This window comes from Burkholderia sp. BCC1640 (genome assembly GCF_902833125.1).
Classification (GTDB): domain Bacteria; phylum Pseudomonadota; class Gammaproteobacteria; order Burkholderiales; family Burkholderiaceae; genus Burkholderia; species Burkholderia diffusa.
This window is the reverse complement of the sequence record NZ_CADFEF010000042.1, coordinates 1-21,914: the sequence shown is the minus strand read 5'-3', so window position 1 is coordinate 21,914 and position 21,914 is coordinate 1. Positions and strand designations below refer to the sequence as shown.

18 protein-coding genes and 3 pseudogenes are annotated in these 21,914 nt (G+C 61.6%); 9 read left to right on the top strand and 12 right to left on the bottom strand.

Going from position 1 to position 21,914, the window contains the following annotated elements:
* Window positions 1-292: 292 nt before the first annotated feature.
* Together HWX25_RS30235 and HWX25_RS33585 are read right to left on the bottom strand one after the other, a co-directional pair.
* On the bottom strand, window positions 293-832 hold the full coding sequence (locus HWX25_RS30235; RefSeq protein ID WP_059530850.1) for a hypothetical protein: 540 nt from the start codon (window positions 830-832) through the stop codon (window positions 293-295).
* A gap of 137 nt (window positions 833-969) precedes the next feature.
* Window positions 970-1,503: a hypothetical protein gene (locus HWX25_RS33585; RefSeq protein WP_244138811.1), complete on the bottom strand. Its 534-nt coding sequence runs from the start codon at window positions 1,501-1,503 to the stop codon at window positions 970-972.
* On the opposite strand from HWX25_RS33585, the pseudogene HWX25_RS33580 reads away from it, so the two are divergent.
* Window positions 1,464-1,592 (top strand): annotated as a pseudogene (locus HWX25_RS33580) (site-specific integrase); the annotation flags it as partial. The gene HWX25_RS33585 and the pseudogene HWX25_RS33580 overlap by 40 nt on opposite strands.
* A 105-nt stretch (window positions 1,593-1,697) precedes the next feature.
* Here HWX25_RS33580 and HWX25_RS30225 read toward each other — a convergent pair.
* From HWX25_RS30225 to HWX25_RS33575, 3 genes and pseudogenes are all read right to left on the bottom strand, one after another.
* Window positions 1,698-2,177 carry an RES family NAD+ phosphorylase gene (locus HWX25_RS30225; RefSeq protein WP_175912167.1) on the bottom strand — a complete coding sequence of 160 codons (480 nt, stop codon included), beginning with the start codon at window positions 2,175-2,177 and terminating at the stop codon, window positions 1,698-1,700.
* Entirely contained in the window at window positions 2,174-2,629 is a 456-nt protein-coding gene (locus HWX25_RS30220; RefSeq protein ID WP_006753033.1) for an antitoxin Xre/MbcA/ParS toxin-binding domain-containing protein, read from the bottom strand. Before HWX25_RS30220 ends, HWX25_RS30225 begins: the two co-directional genes overlap by 4 nt.
* 317 nt (window positions 2,630-2,946) lie before the next feature.
* Window positions 2,947-3,027, bottom strand: a pseudogene (locus HWX25_RS33575) (phosphohydrolase); the annotation flags it as partial.
* 5 nt (window positions 3,028-3,032) lie between these two features.
* Here HWX25_RS33575 and HWX25_RS33570 point away from each other — a divergent pair.
* The 3 genes and pseudogenes from HWX25_RS33570 to HWX25_RS30210 form a co-directional block, all read left to right on the top strand.
* A pseudogene (locus HWX25_RS33570) lies at window positions 3,033-3,213 on the top strand (helix-turn-helix domain-containing protein); the annotation flags it as partial.
* 441 nt (window positions 3,214-3,654) lie between these two features.
* On the top strand, window positions 3,655-3,966 hold the full coding sequence (locus tag HWX25_RS30215; protein WP_059697418.1) for a DUF4148 domain-containing protein: 312 nt from the start codon (window positions 3,655-3,657) through the stop codon (window positions 3,964-3,966).
* Between the two features lie 311 nt (window positions 3,967-4,277).
* Window positions 4,278-4,991, top strand: a complete 714-nt coding sequence (locus HWX25_RS30210; protein WP_175912165.1) for a dienelactone hydrolase family protein — start codon at window positions 4,278-4,280, stop codon at window positions 4,989-4,991.
* Window positions 4,992-5,308: 317 nt separating this feature from the next.
* On the opposite strand, the gene HWX25_RS30205 is transcribed toward HWX25_RS30210, so the two are convergent.
* Complete coding sequence (locus tag HWX25_RS30205) at window positions 5,309-6,250, bottom strand: LysR family transcriptional regulator (RefSeq protein WP_175912163.1); 942 nt, start codon at window positions 6,248-6,250, stop codon at window positions 5,309-5,311.
* Between the two features lie 235 nt (window positions 6,251-6,485).
* Entirely contained in the window at window positions 6,486-7,775 is a 1,290-nt protein-coding gene (locus HWX25_RS30200; RefSeq protein WP_175912162.1) for an adenylosuccinate synthase, read from the bottom strand.
* A 140-nt stretch (window positions 7,776-7,915) separates the two neighbouring features.
* On the opposite strand from HWX25_RS30200, the gene gcvA reads away from it, so the two are divergent.
* Complete coding sequence (gcvA, locus tag HWX25_RS30195; protein WP_175912161.1) at window positions 7,916-8,818, top strand: transcriptional regulator GcvA; 903 nt, start codon at window positions 7,916-7,918, stop codon at window positions 8,816-8,818.
* Window positions 8,819-9,183: 365 nt separating this feature from the next.
* Here gcvA and HWX25_RS30190 read toward each other — a convergent pair whose 3' ends face one another.
* Complete coding sequence (locus tag HWX25_RS30190; RefSeq protein WP_063553135.1) at window positions 9,184-9,510, bottom strand: hypothetical protein; 327 nt, start codon at window positions 9,508-9,510, stop codon at window positions 9,184-9,186.
* Window positions 9,511-12,064: 2,554 nt separating this feature from the next.
* Between HWX25_RS30190 and HWX25_RS30185 the strand changes: the two genes are divergently transcribed.
* Complete coding sequence (locus tag HWX25_RS30185; protein ID WP_175912160.1) at window positions 12,065-13,381, top strand: replication initiation protein; 1,317 nt, start codon at window positions 12,065-12,067, stop codon at window positions 13,379-13,381.
* Between the two features lie 95 nt (window positions 13,382-13,476).
* Here the strand turns inward: HWX25_RS30185 and HWX25_RS30180 are convergent, their stop codons facing one another.
* From HWX25_RS30180 to HWX25_RS30170, 3 genes are all read right to left on the bottom strand, one after another.
* Window positions 13,477-14,508: a ParB/RepB/Spo0J family partition protein gene (locus tag HWX25_RS30180; RefSeq protein WP_059820741.1), complete on the bottom strand. Its 1,032-nt coding sequence runs from the start codon at window positions 14,506-14,508 to the stop codon at window positions 13,477-13,479.
* Complete coding sequence (locus HWX25_RS30175; protein ID WP_011879640.1) at window positions 14,501-15,196, bottom strand: ParA family protein; 696 nt, start codon at window positions 15,194-15,196, stop codon at window positions 14,501-14,503. Before HWX25_RS30175 ends, HWX25_RS30180 begins: the two co-directional genes overlap by 8 nt.
* A gap of 1,774 nt (window positions 15,197-16,970) precedes the next feature.
* On the bottom strand, window positions 16,971-18,098 hold the full coding sequence (locus tag HWX25_RS30170; RefSeq protein ID WP_175912180.1) for an MBL fold metallo-hydrolase: 1,128 nt from the start codon (window positions 18,096-18,098) through the stop codon (window positions 16,971-16,973).
* 84 nt (window positions 18,099-18,182) lie between these two features.
* Here HWX25_RS30170 and HWX25_RS30165 point away from each other — a divergent pair, with 84 nt between their 5' ends.
* The gene (locus HWX25_RS30165) at window positions 18,183-18,836 is read left to right on the top strand and encodes a TetR/AcrR family transcriptional regulator (RefSeq protein WP_175912159.1); all 654 of its coding nucleotides are present in this window, start codon (window positions 18,183-18,185) and stop codon (window positions 18,834-18,836) included.
* Between the two features lie 186 nt (window positions 18,837-19,022).
* Complete coding sequence (locus HWX25_RS30160; protein WP_059697429.1) at window positions 19,023-19,514, top strand: NAD(P)H-dependent oxidoreductase; 492 nt, start codon at window positions 19,023-19,025, stop codon at window positions 19,512-19,514.
* Between the two features lie 177 nt (window positions 19,515-19,691).
* On the opposite strand, the gene HWX25_RS30155 is transcribed toward HWX25_RS30160, so the two are convergent.
* On the bottom strand, window positions 19,692-20,276 hold the full coding sequence (locus tag HWX25_RS30155; RefSeq protein ID WP_175912178.1) for a DUF2889 domain-containing protein: 585 nt from the start codon (window positions 20,274-20,276) through the stop codon (window positions 19,692-19,694).
* A 676-nt stretch (window positions 20,277-20,952) separates the two neighbouring features.
* Between HWX25_RS30155 and HWX25_RS30150 the strand changes: the two genes are divergently transcribed.
* Entirely contained in the window at window positions 20,953-21,609 is a 657-nt protein-coding gene (locus HWX25_RS30150) for a ProQ/FinO family protein (RefSeq protein ID WP_175912176.1), read from the top strand.
* The last annotated feature ends 305 nt before the right edge of the window (window positions 21,610-21,914 follow it).

Here is a 21,914-nt window from a genome sequence, read left to right as displayed (position 1 = left end):
GCCTCGGAATGTTATCGGACCACGCCGGGCAGGCCGGGGCGACACTTTGGAGTCGTCTGTCGTCACGATGCCGATCGGACATGCTTGCCTGAATCGACCTGCGCCGCCCGAGGGCGGCCCGGCGATCGGGAGCCTCGCTATTTAAGCACGGCGGGCAGGCAATGGGCAGAGGGTGCGCGGACCGCCCGTTTCGATCCACGGCACACCAACGCGACCACGATGCGCGGCGCGCCCAATGAAAAAAGCCCGGCCCGCATCGAAGCGGGCCGGGCCTTGGCGAGAAGCGTATCGCTTACAGCGCGCCGCCTTGTGCCGACGCCGAACCCTTCACGCCGACCGAAGCGCCGCCCTGCACCGCGTTCGTCGCGCCCTCGAGCGCTTCGCCGGCCTTCGCCTTCGCGCCGCCGGCGACGTCACCCGCCGTCGATACCGCGCCTTGCACGTGGCTCTTCGCGGAGTTCGCGACATGCTTCACGTGCGACTTCGTCGCGTGCACGGCCGATGCCGCGGCATCCTTCGCCGAGCCGGCTGCCGAGCCAACTGCCTGCGTTGCACCACCGACCGCGTTGCCCGCTGCCGAGCCGACGCCGCCAACCGTCTTGCCCACGCCGTTCAGCGCACCGCCGACGAGATTGCCTGCGCCCGAACCCGAGCCCGCGGCATTCGCGCCTGCACCTGCCTGCACGCCCACACCACCGCCGAGCAGCGGCGTCTGGACTTGTGCGCCGACGCCGGCGGAACCTTCCGCGCCCGTCTGCGCCGTTTGTGCGAAAGCAGCCGATGCGATTGCCGTCAGCGCGGCACCAAGCAGAATCGTGCGAATCTTGTTCATGGTCATTCTCCCCAAAGACGTTGTTGCTGCGGGCCGCCTTCGTGCGGCTGGTCGCATGCCTCGCCGCGACGTGCGGCAGGTGGAGCTAATGTAGCCGCGCCAACGTCCAAAACCATCGAATTGCGGGGACTGTTACTTCAGTTGCAAATGCTGACGATTGACTCACACTGTTTGACAAACATCGCGCTCGGCGCGTGATTGGCGTCGCTCGATGGCATGCATCGGCGCACGAAGTATCTGCTAGCACGGAACGCGACCATTCCTGTAGGCATCCCAAAGAACGTGTGTCGGCCAGCCGTCGGTGCAGCCAGATAATCTGGCTTCTCGCGATCAGCTCGATGTCGTCGGACATGCACGCCGGGATCGCCGTCGATTTTGTCGAATGCCGTCATCCAGCAGACGCCGAACGGCTCCGCCTCGCGGCTGGTCAGCGCGCGACCGCAATCGACATCACAGAGTAAATCGAAAAATCCCGGCCACTTGCCACGATGCGTGGTCGTTCTGTTCGTCGATCGTTGCTTCCATGCGCCGCCTTCATGTTCCATGTCGGTGACGCGCAGCGCCGTGCCCGCTTCGAACCGCAGACCGGCACGATCATCGGCGACTTCGAGCTGCGCGGCCGCTTGCCTAGCTGCACGCGAGCGGCTTTCACGCAGCCGACCTGAGTCCACACGTGCTGCGCAACACATATGCGCGCCGCCCGTTGCTCGACGGACATCCGCATGCCGATGTCAGCGCGATGCTTGGTCTCGCCAGCTTGTGAACGGTTACGCGAATCCGGCTGACGCGGGCACCCGATGCGGGCGCCGACCGTACACGCGAGAATGCTGATCGGCGTTGTGCACGCAACGACGTGCGGTCAGTCCTATTCGCCCTTGTTCGACTGGATCAGCCGCAGAATACGGGTGTCATACGGCGACTGAATGACTTCCGCGATGCGGATGTCGGATGCGGCAGGATGCAGCGGATTCAACAGGAAGTTATGCGCGTGCGGCACGACGACGCTCGGGACGCGCAGCAAGGCGCTCGGTTGCGTATGCAACCACTCGGTCCCGGCACTGCGGGTCCAGTCGACGTTCTCTCGCCAGTCGGCCGGCGCATCGCCATCCGCGATCTCGGCGACGTCCACCGATTCAGGCACCTCGATGCGAAGCAACTGGTATCCGCTCGGCAATTGCGCGACGGTAGCGATTTCGAAGTGAACGAGCGTCTCGAGCAGCGCGAGCGCCGGATGCTCGGCGAGGTAGACGACAGGCTGCCCGGCAAAATGCCAGCGCCCGCCGGCCCGCAATCCGCCGACGCCTTTCAGGTCCGCGTAATTGCTGATCCGCCACAGCGTCGTCAAGCGAAGTACCCCTCGTCGATCTGCGTGAGGGCTTCTTCGACGAGTCGCGCGCCATGCTCGGTACTCGACATGTCGAGCGACGTGCGTCCGCCGAAGCGCTGGAGCCCGTTGCGCAGCCACGCCATCGCCTTGTCCTGGTCGCCGAACGTGGCCGTCGCCTGTGCGACGATGCGCGCCAACCGGATCGCCTTGTCGGATTCCTCCGGTGACAGGCGCTCGTGCGCCTGGCGGCGATGGCTCAGCGTGCGCCGCGGGATGATGAAAGCGAGTTCATCGGACTTCAGGCCGCGCTCCGACAGCCGGTCGATCACCGCGACGTCGACGCGCGCGCTCGCCAGCTCGGCGAGATCGGCGCCCGAGCGCACGCGAATCGCGAGCAGCTGCTCGAGGATCGTGAACTCGGCCTGGCGCGGGTGCGCAACGCCCGACGGATGAAACGCGATCGTACTCATGGCTCTTCTCCGGCAATTTGCCCAATCATTATAGGCGTTTTGCCGAAGACGGGCGAATTCGGTCGGTGGCCGCCCCCGACGGCCGGCGGTTCCTAGTGGCGGCGAAGCGGCTTTCCTGCTCGCGGCCCTGCCCCATCACGCGTGGTTGAAGATTCGCCGTGGAGCGGAAATCGCGAAATCACATATATCAAACCGCGCGCTGACGTCATGAAGTTGTCACGTAACAATTTTTCTGATGAATAACTATTGGCAAAGCGGCACCCGCCCGTCTCGGGCATCAAGTGTGGCATGCGTCCCTCCCCACCACCGACCGATCGGCCGGCCCACGCCGACGATCGGATCACGTTGCAGAAATTGCCTGCCTGGAAACGCGGATCCTTGTCGACCAGCACATCGGCCGCGTTGGGTCGAAGCGTCCCGTGTCTCAGCAACCCGCCAGTTGCTCGAAAACGGCCATGAAACGCCGAAGCAGGTCACCGCGAAATTCGGCTTCGCGAATGTCTATACGCTCAGTCAGTCGTTCCAGGCATGTCGGGATCAAACCTGCCGAATACCGGAAACGACAGGCGGTCGTCCAAGGGTAATGCGAGACGCGCAGCGAAACGGCACGAACATTCCCGTCGGCGTATGAAGGCAAAGTCCTGTCTCAATTGCAAAGCGATTGGGCAAGCGAATTTCCGTGCCCGCCATCGATACTTCGGTATCCGATTCAATTTGACCATCTACCGAACGGGATCGGCCTGCGGTCGCCCTCCCGGAGCGCGCCCGCCCATCGGTTCTGCGCCAACATGCCTTGCGAATTCATCCGGTCCTCCGACGATGCTGCGCCAACTGCAACCCGCGACCGCCATCATGCACCCCAACAATCATCAGACAAAACCCCATTTCTCCCTTGAATCGTTTACCCAGTTGCAATAATTATTCGCTGGAACGCGTATTTCCGACCGGTATCGCGATCGCTACGATGCAATCAACCGCTCAACGTAACCAGCGAAGCGCGAAATCTACGAAAACCGGAGGTCACCATGAAGTCGTTCATCTACGCAGTCGCCGCTGCTGCTGCCCTGTCCGCATCCCTTGGCGCATTCGCTCAGTCGAACCCATCGGACCAACTGACGCGCGCTCAGGTCCGCGCAGAACTCGTCCAGCTCGAACAGGCCGGGTACAAGCCGGAAGTGTCCGACGTCCACTATCCGAATGCGCTGCAGACCGCGCAGGCACGCGTGACGAACAGCGACTCGACGGGTTACGGCGCACAGGCTGCGGCCGGCGTGCGTACTGGCCGCGCGATCGCGGTCAAGCAGAACGCTCACGACTCGGTCTATTTCGGTCAGTAAGACCGCCGCACGCTGCGCATACCGCGATACGCCCGCTGCCGACGAAGCACCCCGCTCCCGTTCACCGGGGCGGGGTGTTTCGCTTTCGGTGCACGCGACATGCGCGCTGCACGCAGCCCAACCGACGCGTGGGCGCGGATCGGCCGCCGCAACGCGCCGTTCACGCAGACCGCCGGCGTTTGCGCATAGAATGGCCGCGTGGTCGGCGCCGGCCGAAGCGAACGCGAGCGAAGCCTCGACTCACCGGGCATACCCACTCGCTGGCCGATCCGATGCCGCACTCATCGCATTTTTCGAAAAGGAGCGGTTTCATGTCTCAAACATCCGGTTCCATGATCACGTTTCGCCGTCCGGACGGCCAGGAACTGCAGGGCTACCTCGCCACGCCGGAAAAGACCGAAGGTGCACCCGCGGTCGTCGTCATTCAGGAGTGGTGGGGCCTGAATGACCAGATTCGCGGCGTCGCCGATCGCCTCGCGCGCTGCGGCTACATTGCGCTCGTGCCCGACCTGTATCGCGGCAAGTCGACCGTCGAGGAGGAAGAAGCGCATCACCTGATGACGGGCCTCGATTTCGGCGATGCGGCATCGCAGGACATTCCCGGCGCGGTGCAATACCTGAAGACGCGCGCGTCGCGCGTGGCGATCACCGGCTTCTGCATGGGCGGCGCTCTCACGCTGCTGTCGCTGCAGTTCGCCGATGCGGACGCCGGCGTTACCTGGTATGGCTTCCCCCCGCTCGACTACCTCGATCCGTCGAAGATCAAAGTGCCGCTGATGGGCCACTGGGGCACGCAGGATGCGTTCTTCGCGATCGACCAGGTCGATGCGCTGGAGAAGAAGCTGACCGACGCAAAGGTCAACGTCGAATTCCACCGCTATCTCGCGCATCACGGGTTCGCGAACGAAACGGCTGTCGGCCCGGGCCGCATCGGCGGCACGCAGTTCGATCCGGTGTGGTCGCAGATCGCGTGGGATCGCACACTCACGTTCTTCGGGCGCACGCTCTGGGACAAGCAGCAGTAATATCGCAGCGGATCTCCACCGCTGCTGAGCTGCGATGCACATGAAGCGAACGCCACGGCCTTGCAGCCGTGGCGTCGTCGTTTTATGGAGCGAATGCGTTATGCGACCGTCTCGCGCGTCACGGGTTCGACACCGAAGCGCACGACGGAATGTGAGTGCCACGGCCGGCTCCGCAATACACCACCGTTTCGAAAGCTCGGCCGCGCCCTCGTCATCAAGTTCGGTATGAAAAATATCCTGTGCGGCCGAACGTCGATTCACGGACCGCGTTTGCGAGTGCCGGGTCATTCGACCCGTCACTCGTTGTCCACCTTCGCTCAGGACTCGCAGGAACCGCGCAGCGCCGCCTCGTCGGCAGACAGCATTTCGGGCACGCATTCGCGCAGGAAATCGACGAACGTGCGGATCTTTGCATCGAGGTACTGGCGCGACGCATACAGCGTATAGACCGTCAGCTTCTGCAGCCGGTACTCGGGCAACACGCGAACCAGCGCACCGCTCGCCAGTGCAGGCACCGCGGTCGACATCGGCAATGAGCCGATCCCGAGGCCGGCGCGCAATGCGGCGCCGAGCGCATCGGCGATATTGACCTGGAAATCCGGCAGCGGCAGTTCGAACGTCTCGCGACCATCAGGGCCGTCGAGATGCCACCGGTCGCGCGGAAAGATCGGCGTGACGATCTGCAGGCACGCATGCGATTCGAGATCGCGCACGGTGCGCGGCGTGCCCCGTTCCTTCAGGTATGCCGGCGACGCACACAGCACGCTGTGCACATCGCCGAGCCGCTGCGACACCAGCCCCGAGTCGGGCAGCTCCGTCGCGCTCAATTGGAGCGACACGTCGTAGCCTTCGTCGATGATGTCGGGCACGTGCTGCGACAGCGTGAGCTCGACGGCCACCGACGGATAACGCTTCCGGTATCGCACCACCGCCGGCACCAGGTAGGCCTGACCGAAACTGGTCGTCGCATGCACATGCAAGCGGCCCGACGGCTTCGCCTGCGCGTCGGCCGCCTCGGCTTCCGCTTCGTCGATATAGCCGAGGATGCGCTGGCAGCGGTCGAGATAGCGCTGTCCGGCATCCGTCAATGCGATGCGGCGCGTGCTCCGGTTGAGCAGACGGGTGCGCAGGTGCGTTTCGAGTTGCGCGACCGAGCGCGATGCGTAGGCGGTGGTGATGTCCAGGCGCTGGGCCGCGCTCGTGAAGCTGCCCTCCTCCGCCACCCGGACGAAAATGCGCATCATCTGTAACGTGTCCATCGACATGTCCCCGGGATTGAAATCGCCTTGCAGCGGCGCCCGCCCCGGCACGTTCCGGTCTGGCGCGAATTGTGCGGAACAGTACCGCAGCGGTGCAGACGTGTCCAGTTTGCCGTGCGCCGCATCGGCGGGTGATCGCTCATGCGGCGCCGCATGTCGAAGGACGACCGGCACCGGATCGTTGCAGGCCGCATCGCGGCCTGCCGGGGCACACATCGCGCGTGTAGCGTCGCGCTCAGATCGGGTCGAAGGGATTGCGCAGCACGATCGTGTCGTCGCGCTCGGCGCCGGTCGTGATCATCGACACGGACACGCCCGCGATCGTCTCGACGCGCGCGATGAAATCCAGTGCGGCACGCGGCAACGCCGCGCGCTCACGTACTCCCTTCACGGTGCCGTCCCACCCGGGGAAAGTTTCGTAGACGGGCGTTGCGCGCGCCTGCGCATCGAGGCTCGCGGGCAGATGGTCGACACGTGCGCCGTCAAGTTCGTAGCCGACGCACAGCTGGATCGACTTGACGCCGTCGAGCACGTCGAGCTTGGTGAGCGCGAGTGAATCGATGCCCGAAATCCGCACCGCCTGCCGCAACTGCGCGGCGTCGAGCCATCCGCAGCGGCGCGACCGGCCCGTGTTGACGCCGAACTCCTGGCCACGCGCGCGCAGCGCTTCGCCGGTGGCGTCGGTCAGTTCGGTGAGGAACGGTCCGCCGCCGACGCGTGTCGCGTACGCCTTGGTCACACCCAGCACATGGCCGAGTTTGGACGCGCCGAGGCCCGTGCCGGCCGCCGCGGCCGATGCAACGGTGCCCGACGACGTCACGAACGGATACGTGCCCCAGTCGATGTCGAGCATCACGGCCTGCGAGCCCTCGAACAAGATGCGCTCGCCGCGGTCGTTCGCGTCATTGAGGTCGGCCCACACGGGACGCACGAACGGCAGGATCTTCGGCGCGATGTCGACCAGCGTTGCCAGCATCGCGTCGCGCGAGCACGGCTCGAGCCCCAGGCCGCGGAACCATGCATTGTGGTGATCGACCAGCACGTCGAGCTTATCGGCAAGCTGGCACGGCTCCGCCAGATCGGCGACCCGCAGCCCGCGGCGCCCGACCTTGTCCTCGTAAGCTGGCCCGATCCCGCGCAGCGTGGTGCCGATGGGTTCGCGACGCAGACGCTCCTGCGCCTGGTCGATAGCACGGTGAATCGGCAGGACCAGCGTGGCGTTCTCCGCGATCGACAGATTGTCCGGCGTCACCGACAGCCCGAGCTGGGCCATCCGTCCGATCTCGGCCAGGAGTGCTTCCGGATCGAGCGCCACGCCGTTGCCGATCACGCCGCGCTTGCCGCGCACGATGCCGCTCGGCAGCAGCGCGAGCTTGTACGTCTTGCCGCCGACGACCAGCGTATGCCCCGCGTTGTGGCCGCCGTTGTAGCGTGCGACGAGATCGGCCTGCGCCGCCAGCCAATCCACGACGCGTCCCTTGCCTTCGTCACCCCATTGGGCGCCCACCACCACCACGTTCGGCATGCTCCATACTCCATGTGAGAAATCCAGACATCCATTCCGGCCGCATCGGCCGTTTGTGTGCCATATTGGCGGAGCAGGATCATCCGATCAAACGATTAAATCTGAGCAGTCGTGTGAGTAAATTTCACGCGAAACGATGCATGGCCCGACGACTCCCTCCATTGAATTCGCTGCGCGCGTTCGAAGCCGCGGCCCGCCTCGGCAGTTTCACGCTCGCCGCCAACGAGCTGTGCGTGACGCATGGCGCGATCAGCCGGCATGTTCAACAACTTGAGGCATGGCTTGGCCGACCACTGTTCGAGCGCCACAACCGGCGCGTCGAACTGACCGACGCCGGTCGCATGTACCTTGCTGAGGTCGGTGCGTCGTTCGACCGGATCGCGCTCGCCACCGCGCAGCATTTCGGCCAGGGGCAGCAGCGCGTGCTGCGCGTCAGCGCGCCCGCGACGTTTTCGCTTCGCTGGCTCGTGCCGAAGCTGTCGTCGTTCCAGGTTGCGCATCCGGCCATCGAGGTGCGGCTGTCGACGTTGAACGAGCCCATCGAGAAGTTGCGCGACAAGGTCGACCTGATCGTCCGCGGTGGCCCGCAGGCGATCGACGGATATGTTGCCGAAGAGTTTCTATCCGAAATCCGGCTGCCCGTATGCGCGCCGAAGCTGCTCGAGGGTCGGCCGTTGCGTACGCCGGCCGATCTCGCCGGCTTCACGCTGCTGCATGCGGCGACGTACCCCGGTATGTGGCCCGAGTGGCTCGCGGCGGCCGGGCATGCGAATCTGGTGCCGCGGCATTCGCTCACGCTCGAGCATTTCTATCTGACGCTGCAAGGCGCGCTCGACGGCCTCGGCGTCGCAATGGGGCCGATCGCCCTCGTTGCGGACGACATCGCCGAAGGCCGGCTGGTGCAGCCGTTCATCGAACCGGCACTACCGCCGTGGCGCTATTTCACTTACGTGGCGGCTGCACGCGCGGAAGACGAAGCCGTGCGGGCATTCAAGGACTGGCTGAAAGCAACGGGGAACGCAACGGCGGACGCGCGGCGCTGATCAAGCCGGTATGTCGGCGACAGTCGTTACGCAATGCGCACCGGCTCGATTGGTGCGGGGTTCATGTGCCTTTGCGCGGAGTGGTATTGCTCGAGAATGTTCGCTTCTCGCCTCGTGATTCATCTTACGATCTGTTGTAATCCGTAGGATTCCTCTGAGACTGAACAAGCAGAATGGGGCGTGTCGCTCAAGGAGCGCAGGAAAACTAAACGCATCGAGTTGGCATTCACCTCACCAAGAAACAAAGGATATCGAATCAATTTACTCGGATACCACGCCTCCATGGTGACCGGTCGCGCATCGCGTTTCGGCAGCAGAAAAGACAAACCCCGGCTCGCGCCGGGGTTTGTCTCGTGGGGGAACGCTTATTGGCTTGCGCCAGCGGCTTCGCCCGCCTTCTTCTGAGCGTTCTGCAGATTCTGCGGATAGTTCGGATCGTTGGCCGCCGGCTTGTAACCAGCGTCTTCGAGTTTCTTCAGTTCGGCGTTGTTCTTCGCACGCGCTGCCTTGTGTTCGGCTTTGCGTTTTGCCCGTGCTGCCTTGCGTGCTTCACGTTTCGCGGCTTTCGCATCCGATGCGGCGGATGCGGCCGGTGCGCTGGCGTCGGTCTGCGCGAACACCGGAGCGGCGGAGCCGAAGAGGAACGCGGCTGCCGTCGCAGCCAGCGTCAGTTTTTTGATCTGGATTCGCATCGCTGAACTCTCTTTTCTGATTGGTCACGGAGTGAAAGCACATCGAGATACCGCCCCTGCCCCTGGTCGGTCTTCATGTCGCGGTCAGGGCCTTTGCATCATAACCGCGTTGAAAAAAATGTGGCGCCATCATGCGTACATTGTTGGGAATACGCGTATGGGGCGTCGTATCGTCATGTGTTCCGCGCGCGTCCGCCCCGCGTTTCGCAGGGGCCAGGTGATGCATCGTGCTCGGGAATCACGCAACGTGCACGACCGCGGCAACCGTGTAACGAAGCGGATCGTTCCACCGATACGGTGCAGATTGCCGATGAGGATGAGATCGATTTCGGTGCTTTACGCACTCGCGCGACGCCGACTGTTTCACCCGTGGAATCTACTGCTCGCGCAACGCGATCGTCGCCTCACGAGCGGGATACGAGACGGAATCGCGAACCTGTGCGCCATGTTGTGATTCGCTGTCGCGCGAACGACGGTTCCTCCCATAAACGACCACGCTTCATTCTGTACCGAGCCTGCCGCATTCCCCGCACGTCGACACGATGCGAACGATCGGGTAACCGATCGTCGCACGCGTGGCTACCTGTTCGGTTCTATTCGTCGCCAGATGTGGGAGATGACGTTTGCGGGTTGAGACGACCTCCGCCGCTCAAGGTGAACGCTTCGATAGGCATTCGTTCACGATTGGCACGAGCACCACGCTAATGGTCGTATGAGCGAATGCGCGACGCTAGTCATCGTACCGACGTCGCGAAGAGTCTCGAGTCTATGCGGCAACGACGGCGACACATCAGGCGCTGCGCGCGTGCCTCACAGCTTTTTCATCGGGTGATCGCATCTGGTACGGGGGCGTCGCGTGCATGGTTTGTTCGTCCGACAGACGCCTTGTAGGTGAGCTTTTACAGGAGGCGGTAACTTCGGGCGGTGAGAATTTTCGGGATTCGAGCACGGGATCGATGAGGGTGAGCCATATTGATGGCGCCAGCTTCACGTTCGAGGCAGTTGCCAGGATTGTTGTTATCTAGCGGCGCGGTTGGCGTCTCGCTCGGCACAGCGATGGGTTTTCGTCGCGCCGGTCGAGACACAGTGGCAATTCCGATGCCGGTTCAAAGGTAGAAAACCGCGACGGAGAGTGACCGGTGCAAGAGCCAGCCCATTTCGTCTGTGCACGGGTCATCGAGCAGAAAGCCCCAGACAGACCAACACGTGACAGTCGAAGACTTTTCCACGGAAGCACCGACTCGAACGCTAAAAAAACCGCTTGAGAATGAATTCCGATGATTTCTCACTGCCATGACGAGAACCGGCGGCACTCCCTTGTTGGCCGCAGCGGCCGTAGTCTGCGGGTAATCCTGGATGGGAAACATACCGCTGGGGGCCATTTTTCGATCCCATAGATGGGAACCTGGGGACTGAAAGCGGGGATTTCCTCCCATAAGTTTCTACGTTTGAGTGTTTGTTAGTAGGTACTCACCTTCATGGGGAGCCTTGCCAGGCCTGGGACGCTTGCAAAATAAGGCCGAGATCGAGGGTTCCACAGGCCTTAGGCCCAGAATTGCTGTGCTCGTCGAGCCTCACAGGTTCGCTTTGGTAGCGGTTTATGGGGTTGCTTTTTCTGCACAGGCACACGTGTGTTTACATCTTTGGTAAACCACGTTTACTTCTTTAACTACTTTTAGACGGCTCACAGCCTTGTCTGGCAAGGGTTTGACAGGTGTTCGGTACCCATTTATGGGGGCACAGGCGGAAGGGTATGGGGTTTCAGGTCTGTGGATTTGGGGAATCGGGTACCGCGCTGTGGGAAATGGGGGTTGTGGATATGGGGCACGCGTAGCCTGCTATGGGATTTTGGCCCAAAAACGCCTCAGGTAACCTTTTATGGGGGGAATCTATTGGTACCCATTTATGGTGCGTCCTTGCTGATTCGTCTACGGTGGCGGGCACAGCATTTCATGTGGGGTTGCCGGTTATGGGATGGATTCCAGGTAGTCGTTTATGGGTGCCGTCGCGGACAGAATGATCTAGTCCTGCTTGTCCCCTCGGAACTGGGGTCCCATAAACAGTATCAGGCCGGCGGAAAGGTAACCTTCTGTGGGGAAATCCCAAGGTAGTCATTCATGGGAGGTATTTTCGGCTGCCGAGCGCAGATGAAGGCAAAACGCCGAGTTGGAGGATCGGGATAGGTAACCATTCATGGGATGTGCTAAAGGTAGTGTGTTATGGGGGAATGCAGACCGTGTTGCAGGGCACCACGAATCGGGTTCACCGATCCCGTTCTTCCGGATTATTTCCCATGAATGGCTACCTTCAATTGGGCAAGTCCCGTGCCGGATTCTGGCTACAGACCACACAGGTAGCAGGTTTTGGGAGCTGATTTTGGCGGAAAGGTATATGGATATGGGGTTCCGCACAAATCGTAAAAATGGAATTTTTCCTTTTAAGACGCGGTGTTATCGGCGATATTGGAAGTGATACTGGAGAAGAAGGCATTGCCCGATAACTCGAAAAGGTATAAAGTCCGCCATCAATACGGTCACCTTCTCCGGACATCACGATGCCGCGCAAGCCCGCAATCAAAGGCTCCGACAAGCAGGTTTCGCTATTTCAGACGCCCGAGCCCCCCGATCTGCTGCGCAAGGCGGTCCAGGCAATTCATATCGCTCCGAAGTCCGGAAAGATCGGCCTGCAGCAGCGCAAGATGTTCAGCTCGCTGATCAAGAACGCCCTTCGTCAGGAAGCGTTCGAACCCGGCCGGACCAGCTTCTCGATCTCGATCGCCGCGCTGTCGCATGAGAGCGGGTTGAACAGCAACAACACGAAGTATGTGAAGGATACGGTCAACTCGCTGATCAGTACCGTCGTCAACTGGGACTACCTTGCCGCGGATCGCTCGACGGTGTGGAAGGCGTCGGGCCTGCTCGCCGGCGCCGAGCTCGAGCAATCGGTGCTGAAGTACAGCTTCTCCGACCAGATTCGCAGCGAGCTACTCAATCCGGAAATCTACGCGCTCATCGATATGCGGATCGCGCGCGAGTTTCGGCGTTCGCACTCGCTTGCCCTTTGGGAAAACACGGTGCGCTACGAGGGGATCGGCATCACGGCAAAGATCCCGCTGCCGAAATTCCGCGACCTCATTCTCGGTCAGGACAAGGCGTCGCAGTCGTACAAGGAGTACAAGCTCTTCAAGAGCAAGGTCCTGGTGCCATGCATTCAGGAGGTGAACGAAGTTTCCGACCATACGCTCGAGCTGATCGAACACAAGTCAGGTCGCAGTGTGGAGGCCGTACAGTTCAAGGTGACGCGCAAGCAGAGCGCGGATACGGTCGAGGAAGGCGATGTCAAGAACGAAGCACTCGTTGACGAGGTCGCCAAGTTCGGCATCCCGCGTTCGGAAGCGCGCCGGTTGATCACGCAGTACGGTGTGCAGCGCATCAAGGCGGCGATCGCCTATACGCTCAATCGGACTACGAAGAAGAACGCAGCGCCGGTCGACAACGTGGCCGCGTATTTCCGCAAGGCGCTGACGCACGGCTATACGTTGGCCGACGGTCAGGGGACCGAAACGGCCGCGCCGACAAAGGAATCCGGGCAGAGCAAGCAGGAACAGATTCGCGACAAATACCTGGCGGCGAAGGTCGATGAAGCCGGCGCGTATTTCCGCGAGCTGGAGATCGACGACCAGACCAAGCTGATCGAGCGCTACAACGAAACGGTGGCCGGTTCGAAGGATCTCACGCTGTCGCCGAAGAAGAAGGCGAGTAAGCTGGCGCAAACCAGCTTCTTCCGATGGTTGGCGCTCGATACCTGGGGCGAACCGACCTCGGACGACTTGCTGGAATTCCTGCTGAAAAGCAGCCTCGCGACCAACTGATCAAGGCCTCGCAGCCTGGCATGCGCCGTGCACCGGACTTCATCCGGCCGCGCGGTGCCATGCAGGTGCGAGGCCTTTGCTTTGGACGCCTTCTCTTATTTTTGCGCGGCTACCGCCAGATCAGCGACGTATGCGTCGATCACGCTCTTGAGCCGGTCGGCGAGCGCTTCCTGGTGGGACGCATCGACTCCCTTCAGTTGCAGATCCAGACGCCCGTCCGGATAGGTCTTCAACTGGCCGATCGCGCGGGATTCGAGCGCGAAATCGTGGCGAACGCTGTAACGCGTGCGCCCGGTCTTCTTGTTGCCGTCGCTCTGTGCGCGTAGGAAATTCTCGAGGTCGCGCACGGACTTTTTCCGGTCGATCACCGCCGTGAGCAGACGGTCGGCAGCCGGTTCGCCCAGGCGCTCGAAAATTAGTTTCAGGAAGTACGCGGCCTGCAGCCCGACCACATCGTTCGCGCTGGCCATCCGTTCGAGCAGTGTGTTCGGCAGTGCGTTCAGCGACAGTGTCTTGCTGATCGATGCCTTGTCCTTGCCGATCTTCTCCGCGAGCGTGTTCTGGTCGGGGAATACCTTTTCGTCGAGGAGACGCTTCCATGCGACTGCATCGTCGAAGATGGTCTGGCGTTCGTGGTCGTGGTTGGCGCGATACGCGATCGTGTAGAGCTGCTCGGGCGTGTGGTCCGTGCGAAACGTCGCGTTGATCGTCTCGTCGCCGTTGATGCTCGTCGCGCGCAAGCGGCGTTGCCCGTCGATCACGACGAGCTTGCCGGGAAATTCCGGAAGACGCGTAACCTTGATCGGCTCGATCTGCCCTTCCCGCTTCAGCGTCAGTGCGAGTTCGTGCAGGCTCGACTCGGAATAGAACACGCGCGGGTTGAACGGGTTCGGGATGCAGTCCTTGACCGCAACCTTCTGCGGCGCGCCGAGATCGAGCGCGTCGGATGGGGGGACGGCGGTCGAGATGACGGGGGTTGTGGCTTCGACGGGAGGATTCGACGCGGGCGTCGGCTCGGGCAGGCGCGTTTCCAGCGCTGCGTTTTCCTGTGCGAGCCCGCGCAGCAAGCCTGCTGCGAGATGCAGGTTGCCAGTCGGCTTCTTGTCTTTCGATGTGTCCTTAGCCATGAGCGGCTCCCGTAGCGCGCGTCGACGCGATGTATTGGGCCATTTCGGTGACCAGTCTCTCGATTTCCGCGCGGGCTTCCTTTAGTCCCTTCAGGTATCGATTGTGATGATGGATCGTGGTGCCGAGGGCAAATGTCTGCCGGTAGACCTCGCGCTGCGCAATCTGACTGTCGAGCAGATGCTCCCCTATTTCTTCAGCCTTTAGAATTTTTAAAATTTCTTCTCGCATTTTAGTTTTTCCATTGACGCTATTCAGCATCAGCGCGGAAGACAAATTCGGGTTACGAACGGCACGCATCGATTCGATCATACGAATCATCGCGACGGTGCTGTACAGGTCGGCCGGCGATGGCGACAGCGGCACGAGGCAGAAGTCGGCGACTTCGAGCACGGATGCGATGCGAGGGTCTTCGAGGTTGCCGGGACAATCGACGACGATCACATCGAAATTTGCATCCTGCTTCTTGATCTCGCCGCCGATGCCACGGCCGGCGGGGGCCAACGACAGAACTGTCATCGGCAGCGTGTTTTCGCCGCTCGTCACCCATCTGACCGATGTGCCTTGAGGGTCGGCATCGATCAAGGCGACCTTGTTGCCACCCGCCTCGAAGGCTGCAGCGATATTGACGGAGATGGTGGTCTTTCCAGTACCACCTTTTTGATTACTGACGGCGATCTTGAAAGCCATTAAATTCCTCCAAGGAGTTTTCGTAATATATGCATATATTACGAAAAAGTCCAGAAAAGTATTGGATGGACAGAAGGATTTTCGGATAGATGTTGTTGTCACGTGACAAGCTAATCAAATGGCTAGAAAGTTACTTGTAATTCGAACGCGAATGAGAAATAAAACATATGACATTCCATTCGAGATGTAAGGTGCTAATGACTTCAGCGTCGATAGTGACCATGGGTCACAGTGCTGATCCCGGATGCGGTCTCGCCATCGTTGGAAATTCCGGCGCAAGTTGGCAATCGGCTTGTGAACCGCTCTGGGCTGCGTCGGGATCTAAAGTTGTCACGTGACAAGCCGATTTGGCGGGTTAGAACCTCAATTCTGCTGGGTGGGAAGCATGCAGACACGACGCGCGATGGTAATGCCGACAATTTCTTCTTCCTCGATTCTCGTTGTGGCGCCCTGCATTCATATACGACGACTGGCACTGGCACTGATGCGGGTTGTTACGTGACAACGCACCCAAGCGTTGATTTTTGGGCACACATCTCTTGCCTTAGCGTAACCACTGTAGACGGTACGGGTACGAAGAAATCCGTGCAATATATGAGTTGGTCGTGTTCGATTGGGTCCAGGTCACTTATGCGCAAACCATCGGGTTGTTGTCACGTGACAACCGTTATGGATGGATGCCGGAGTGGGGGTCTCGACACTGATGCCGCATCTTCGGTGTCGCCCTATGAGGAGGTGCTGGATTAGCCGGGGATGTGTCAGCGATCGATGCTGGTCGAGCCGGTTGATGTCTTGGGTAGGCATGCCCGCGCCGCGCGTGTCTCTATCCTGCGGAGGCACACTAATTCTGACGATATGATATGGCCCCAATAAAAGAGGCGATTCGACATCCAGAGGCAACGACGATGACATAGGGTAGGGGCGGGACAGATATCGCATCTTGTTGTGTTGGCCGCCACTCCGACGGTCGAGGGCGTCAGCATTGCGTCACGCGTTCTCGATGGGCTTTGGGGCGCAAATTCCTGGGCGTCGGCGAGGAGAGATGGCGCAAATTAGCAGAGCGTGAAACAATTCCGAAAAAAGGTGGGCATTCGGAAACCCTTGTCTAGCAATGGGTTGCGCCACTTTCTTCACGTTGTTTCACGCCAAACGAGCGCGCGCGACGGGTGAAATAGGGGCGCATGAATTTGACGTGCGTTATCGTGCCTAGGTGATGATGAACCACACAACGCTGTGTTAAATAAAACGTGTTTTGTGGTATATGATACAAATCTCTTGGGTCGACACGCAGTTCGATCGGCCTATTGGCGATCCAAGACATCGCGTGGATCGACCAGCAGGGACTTGCTAGGTGTTGCGAGTTCTATATCGCTAGTTGTCACGTGACAACGCGCTGCGGCGACGGTGCCGGATCGCAAGCCTGTCGGCATCGGGGAAATTGAAGCGGGCGTCTGGTCGATATTGCATTTGCGACGCGCACGCAGGCGGCGTTGAGCGAAGGCGGATTCTGTAGACGGCCTCGGACGCCCGTTTCCTATGCGTCTTGCCGGTGTCCATCACAATGCCACTGAAGGAGAATCTACAGACTTTGCGTCAAGAGGATGAAGCGCATCGCCACCGGTGGTGTATCTCCCACTTCTCCGGATGTCTGCTAGCGGGGGCGACTAATCATCGTCACCGACGATCGCCCAAAGAGTCCGCTACTAAGTCGCATACCACAACGAAAATTCACCGCCGCGGCGTTCCCGTCCAGAAACCGCCGCGGCCAACGAACCTACTTCGTCGCCTGCGATGCGCACAGCTGCTGCCACCGGCGCGTCTTCGTTGCGGAAGCCTTTGCTGGCTCATCGACCGTTCGCCACCAACGTTCGCCGCGATGCGGTGCATCCAGATTGAGTCGCTCGCCCATCCTGGGCGTCGATAGCTCGACGCCGCGCACCATTGCCAACGCGGTGACGCGCTCGAACGGCTCCTGCCAACGGTGCATCGCGAGATCGAACGTGCCGTTGTGAATCGGCATCAGCGTGCGCCCGCGCAGGTCGATGTGCGCTTGCACGGTTTCTTCCGGCTGCATGTGCACGTAGGGCCATTGCGGGTCGTATGCCCCGGTCTCGATCAGCGTCACGTCGAAGGGCCCAAGCCGTTCGCCGATTGTCCGGAAACCGTCAAAGTAGCCGGTATCGCCGCTGAAGAACACCCGCAGGTCGTCGTCGACGATGACCCACGACGCCCATAGCGTGCTGTTGCCGTCAAACAAGCTGCGCCCGGAGAAGTGCTGTGCCGGTGTCGCGGTCAGCGTCAGGCCATCGACTTCGACACTTTGCCACCAGTCGAGCTGGCGTACCTTTTTTGCGTCGATACCCCATTCGATCAGGCGGTCGCCGACGCCCAACGTCGTGACGAACACGCCGGTGGCGGCTGCAAGCGCGAGCACCGTGTCACGGTCGAGGTGATCGTAGTGATCGTGCGACAGAAGCACGCCACGCAACGGCGGGAGGTCCGCGAGCGCGATCGGCGACGCATGGAAGCGCTTCGGGCCGATGCGCCGGAACGGCGATGCGCGTTCGGCAAATACGGGATCGGTCAGCCAGAATTCGCCGCGCAGTTTCAACAGCAGCGTCGAGTGCCCTAGCCGATACAGGCTGCGGTCGGGGGCTGCGTCGAGTTGTTCGCGAGTCAGTGAATCGATGGGCAATGCGCCTGTCGGAACCGTGTTGCGTGGTTTGTTGACGAGCATGTTCCATGCAATGCCGAGCGTTTTACCGAAGCCTTCGACCGGTCGTGGTGCAACGTTGCTGAAGCGTTCGCCGTTGTGCTGCGGCGACTCACCGGACAGGGTGCGGCCACGCCTGGCGGCGGCGAAACCTAACATGCGATGAAGAAATACGAGAGGCGAAGCCATGTCGATTCGTCCGGAAAATAAAGTACACCGAACAGTGTAGTTTATCTCTGCAAAAAGTAAACTATGGGGTGTAAAATTTTTCGAATGAATACGAGCACTTCCCCTCAACGGCTGACCGACCGAAAGCGTGCGGCAATACTCGCCGCGGCGATCGACGAATTCCTCGCGGCCGGCTACGACGCGACCAGCATGGATCGCATCGCTGCTCGCGCAGACGTGTCGAAGCGCACCGTCTATAACCATTTCCCAAGCAAGGAAGCATTGTTCGCGGCGATCCTGCATCAGCTGTGGGACGCAACGCTGACCGCCGGCGCGCCGGCCTACTGCGCCGACGTCCCGCTGCGCGATCAACTGATCGCGCTGCTGGGCCGCAAGTTGCGGTTGCTGAACGACGAAGCGTTTCTTGCACTCGCCCGCGTCGCGATCGGTGCGGCCATCCATTCGCCGGAGCGCGCGCGCGACATGGTCGAACGCATGGGCGAGCGCGAAGAAGACGTGACGGTCTGGATTCGTGCTGCCGCGGCGGCTGGCCGGTTGTCGGTGACCGATCCCGTATTTGCCGCGCATCAACTGCACGGGATCGTGAAAGCGTTCGCGTTCTGGCCGCAAGTGACGATGGGCCAGCCGCCGCTCGGCGTGCAGGAACAACAGAAGGTCGCGGAAACGGCTGCCGACATGTTTCTTGCGTACTACGCGCGCGCGGATCACGCCGGTGTGTCACGTACAGTGCAAGACTGACCGCGCGTCGCGCGATGCGGAATAGTCGCGTCGATATCTGCAACGCGAGCCTCATCCTCCGCCTCGAGGAAAGCGCCATTCGACAACCGGCGAACGCAGGCACCGTTACACACGTCGACGTAGCCGGATTGAGCCGTACCGACGCATGCGGCAGGCGCAAATGAAACCGAACGCGAGCGAAAACCGATGAAGACGCTGTTGATCGTCTACCACACGATGACCGGAGGCACGCAGCAAATGGCCGAAGCGGCCGCAGCTGCTGCGCGCGCGCAACCCGGCGTCGACGTCAGGTTGCAGCGTGCGGATGCGACCAGCGCCGACGACGTGCTCGCCGCCGACGCCTACCTGTTCGCGACGCCGGAAAATCTCGCCGCGATGTCCGGGCTGATGAAGGATTTCTTCGATCGCTGTTACTACGCAGCGCTCGATCGCGTGAACGGTCGCCCGTATGCGGCGATGATCTGCGCGGGCAGTGACGGACAGAACGCGCTGCGTCAGATCGACCGGATCGCAACCGGATGGCGGCTCAGGAACGTGTCGCCGGGTCTGATTATCTGCACCCATGCGCAAACGCCGGAGCGGATCCTCGCGCCGAAGACGATTGGCAGCGAGGATCTCGCGCGCTGCGCGGAGATCGGCGCGGGGCTCGCTGCGGGTCTTGCACTCGGCGTGTTCTGATTGCCGGCGATCAAGTCGGCCGAAGCGGAGCTGCGGCAGCGCGCAACGACCCGAGCGCGACGCCTGCCGTCTGGCGCCGATTGCAGCGAATTCCCGAAACGCGCATTTTGCGCGAGACATCGCTCGTGCGAATCGCATTGCCGTTTGCGACAGCTGCACCCGTGGATTGTCGATACCTTAGTCAGCCTTTGTCGACACTGGCGGCCGATGGTATTCGGGCCACAGGCTTTTCACGAGATCGCGTGAAGCGCCATACGCATGGCAGCTGTCGATCTTGAGTGGTTTCCCGTCGTCGCCTCGCGAATTCAGCGACGACGGGCGCGCGCCGACCGTCGTCTGATAGGCCGCGGTCGCGACAGGACCGAGAATTTCCTTCAGATGTGTGCACGTGTCACACGACGGCAGACGCTTGCGGACCTCGCTGTTCCACCCGGCACCGATGCGCAGTCCGACGAGCGCCTGCAGCGTGTCGCCGCCGCCCGGACACTGCGCATAAGGATGCGACCTGATGAACGTGGATATCGCGCGCACGATCATGTCGGTGTCGAAGACCAGCGTTACGCCGAGATCGTGAATCGGCGCCAGCGCCGCGATGGTGCGCGTGCCGCGGGGCGGCGTGAAATCGCTCGTCTTGCGGTCCGCGAGACAGGCCGTGACTTCGAACAGACCGTCGCTGCGCCGATAGCCGCGCATGTCGATCTGCCGATAGTGAATCTCTTCGCGCGTGATGCCGTCGTGCGGGAGGTCGTGTCGGGGATTCATGTATTCGCTCCGTGTCGTACGGCCGGGGTCATTTTGCATTCGACCGCGATGTCGTCGGCTGAACAGCGCGTCGTGAAGCCGGCCACGGCGAACCGCCGACGCTGTCGATCCGGCCAATACTACGCACGTTCCGATGCCGGCATGCGCTCGACGATCGATGCGGTCGCAACTAATAGCCTGACGGCAGAGATCGATGCACACTCGCCACGCCACGCTCATCGTATGCGAAAGCCCGGTCTTTCGGACGATGCGAATCGGCAGAATCTGACGTCTTCGCTATCCGTACGATTGCTCGCCATTTCGTACTGTGGAATAACCGATGCATCGCATGACTGGCGCACTGAAGCCGAAAGACCCGTAACGACACTACGTAACGCGAGTCTCGATCCACCGCGAAAACGCCGCCATAATGCGCAACACGACCGCGCGGACGCATTGCCTTTCCATCGGATCCGTCAAATGCGAACCGGTGAGTCAACCGACTGCCGCGCGTACCGGTATACTTCCACTCCTGCCTTTATCCGGCATCGTGGCCGGGTGCCTGAAACAGTGGTGGTGGCGATGCGGCCCCGCAATGATCCGCGTCGGTGGCAGACGAGCCGCAGGCGATGCGGCGAACGCCGATGTGCGGAATGGCTGCACGAACCACACCTTATATTCCTGGTGGATTGAATTTATGGGTTTTGAACAACTTGCCGAATTGCGGGCGCAGCTCGCAGCAAAGGCCAAGCAGGAGCGCAACGCGAAGCGACCGGCTACGCAACCGGACGCAGGCGCGAAGCCGAAGTCCGGCGACCGGCCCGCTCGTGGGGCCAAATCGGGTGCCGGGGCCAAAGCGTCGTCCGGCGCGAAGCCCGCTTCGGCGAAGCCGTCGACGCCGGTCGATCCGGTCATCGTCGCGATCGGCAAACTGCAGCGCCGCTTCCCGCGCGCATTCCCCAAGAATCCGGCTCCGAAGGTGCCGCTGAAGGTCGGTATCTGGGACGACCTCGCTCGCGAGGCGCAAGCTGTCGGCCTGAGCGAGGCCGAGCTGCGCGAGGCGATGTCCACGTGGTGCCGCGGCAATCGTTACTGGTCGTGTCTCGTCGAAGACGCGGTGCGGGTTGATCTGCAAGGTAACGAAGCGGGGCGCGTGACGCACGACGACGCGGCGCGTGCGCGCCGGCTGAAGTCGCGCCGTCCGGGCAACAAGGGCGGCGCGCAAGCGGCGAAGGGCGCACCGCAGCAGCCGAAGGTGGAAGCGCAGGCTGCTGCCGCGCCGCAGCCGGCGACCGCGGAAGCACCGGCCGACGCAGCACCGCAGCCCGAGCAACAAACGGCCGCGACCGAGTAACACGCGATGTGTCACTGCGCGACCGCGCGGTGACGGCCTGCCTGCACCACGCATGCAGCGCACACATGACAGACCGACCTGTCCTCCGGGGCAGGTCGGGACTGCCTCCGCTGGCGGCACAGCCAGTCAGCCTCACCCAATCCTCATCGAACTGCCAATCGTGACCCATGTCCACATCGCGGCGGTTTCAAGGGCGAAGTGCAACACCTCGCGGGTTACTGAACAGGAGCGCGATCCGTGGGGTTAGCCAGAATCTGAGCAAGGATTTCCAGAGGCGTGTGCCAGTTCAGCGTGGCCCGCGGACG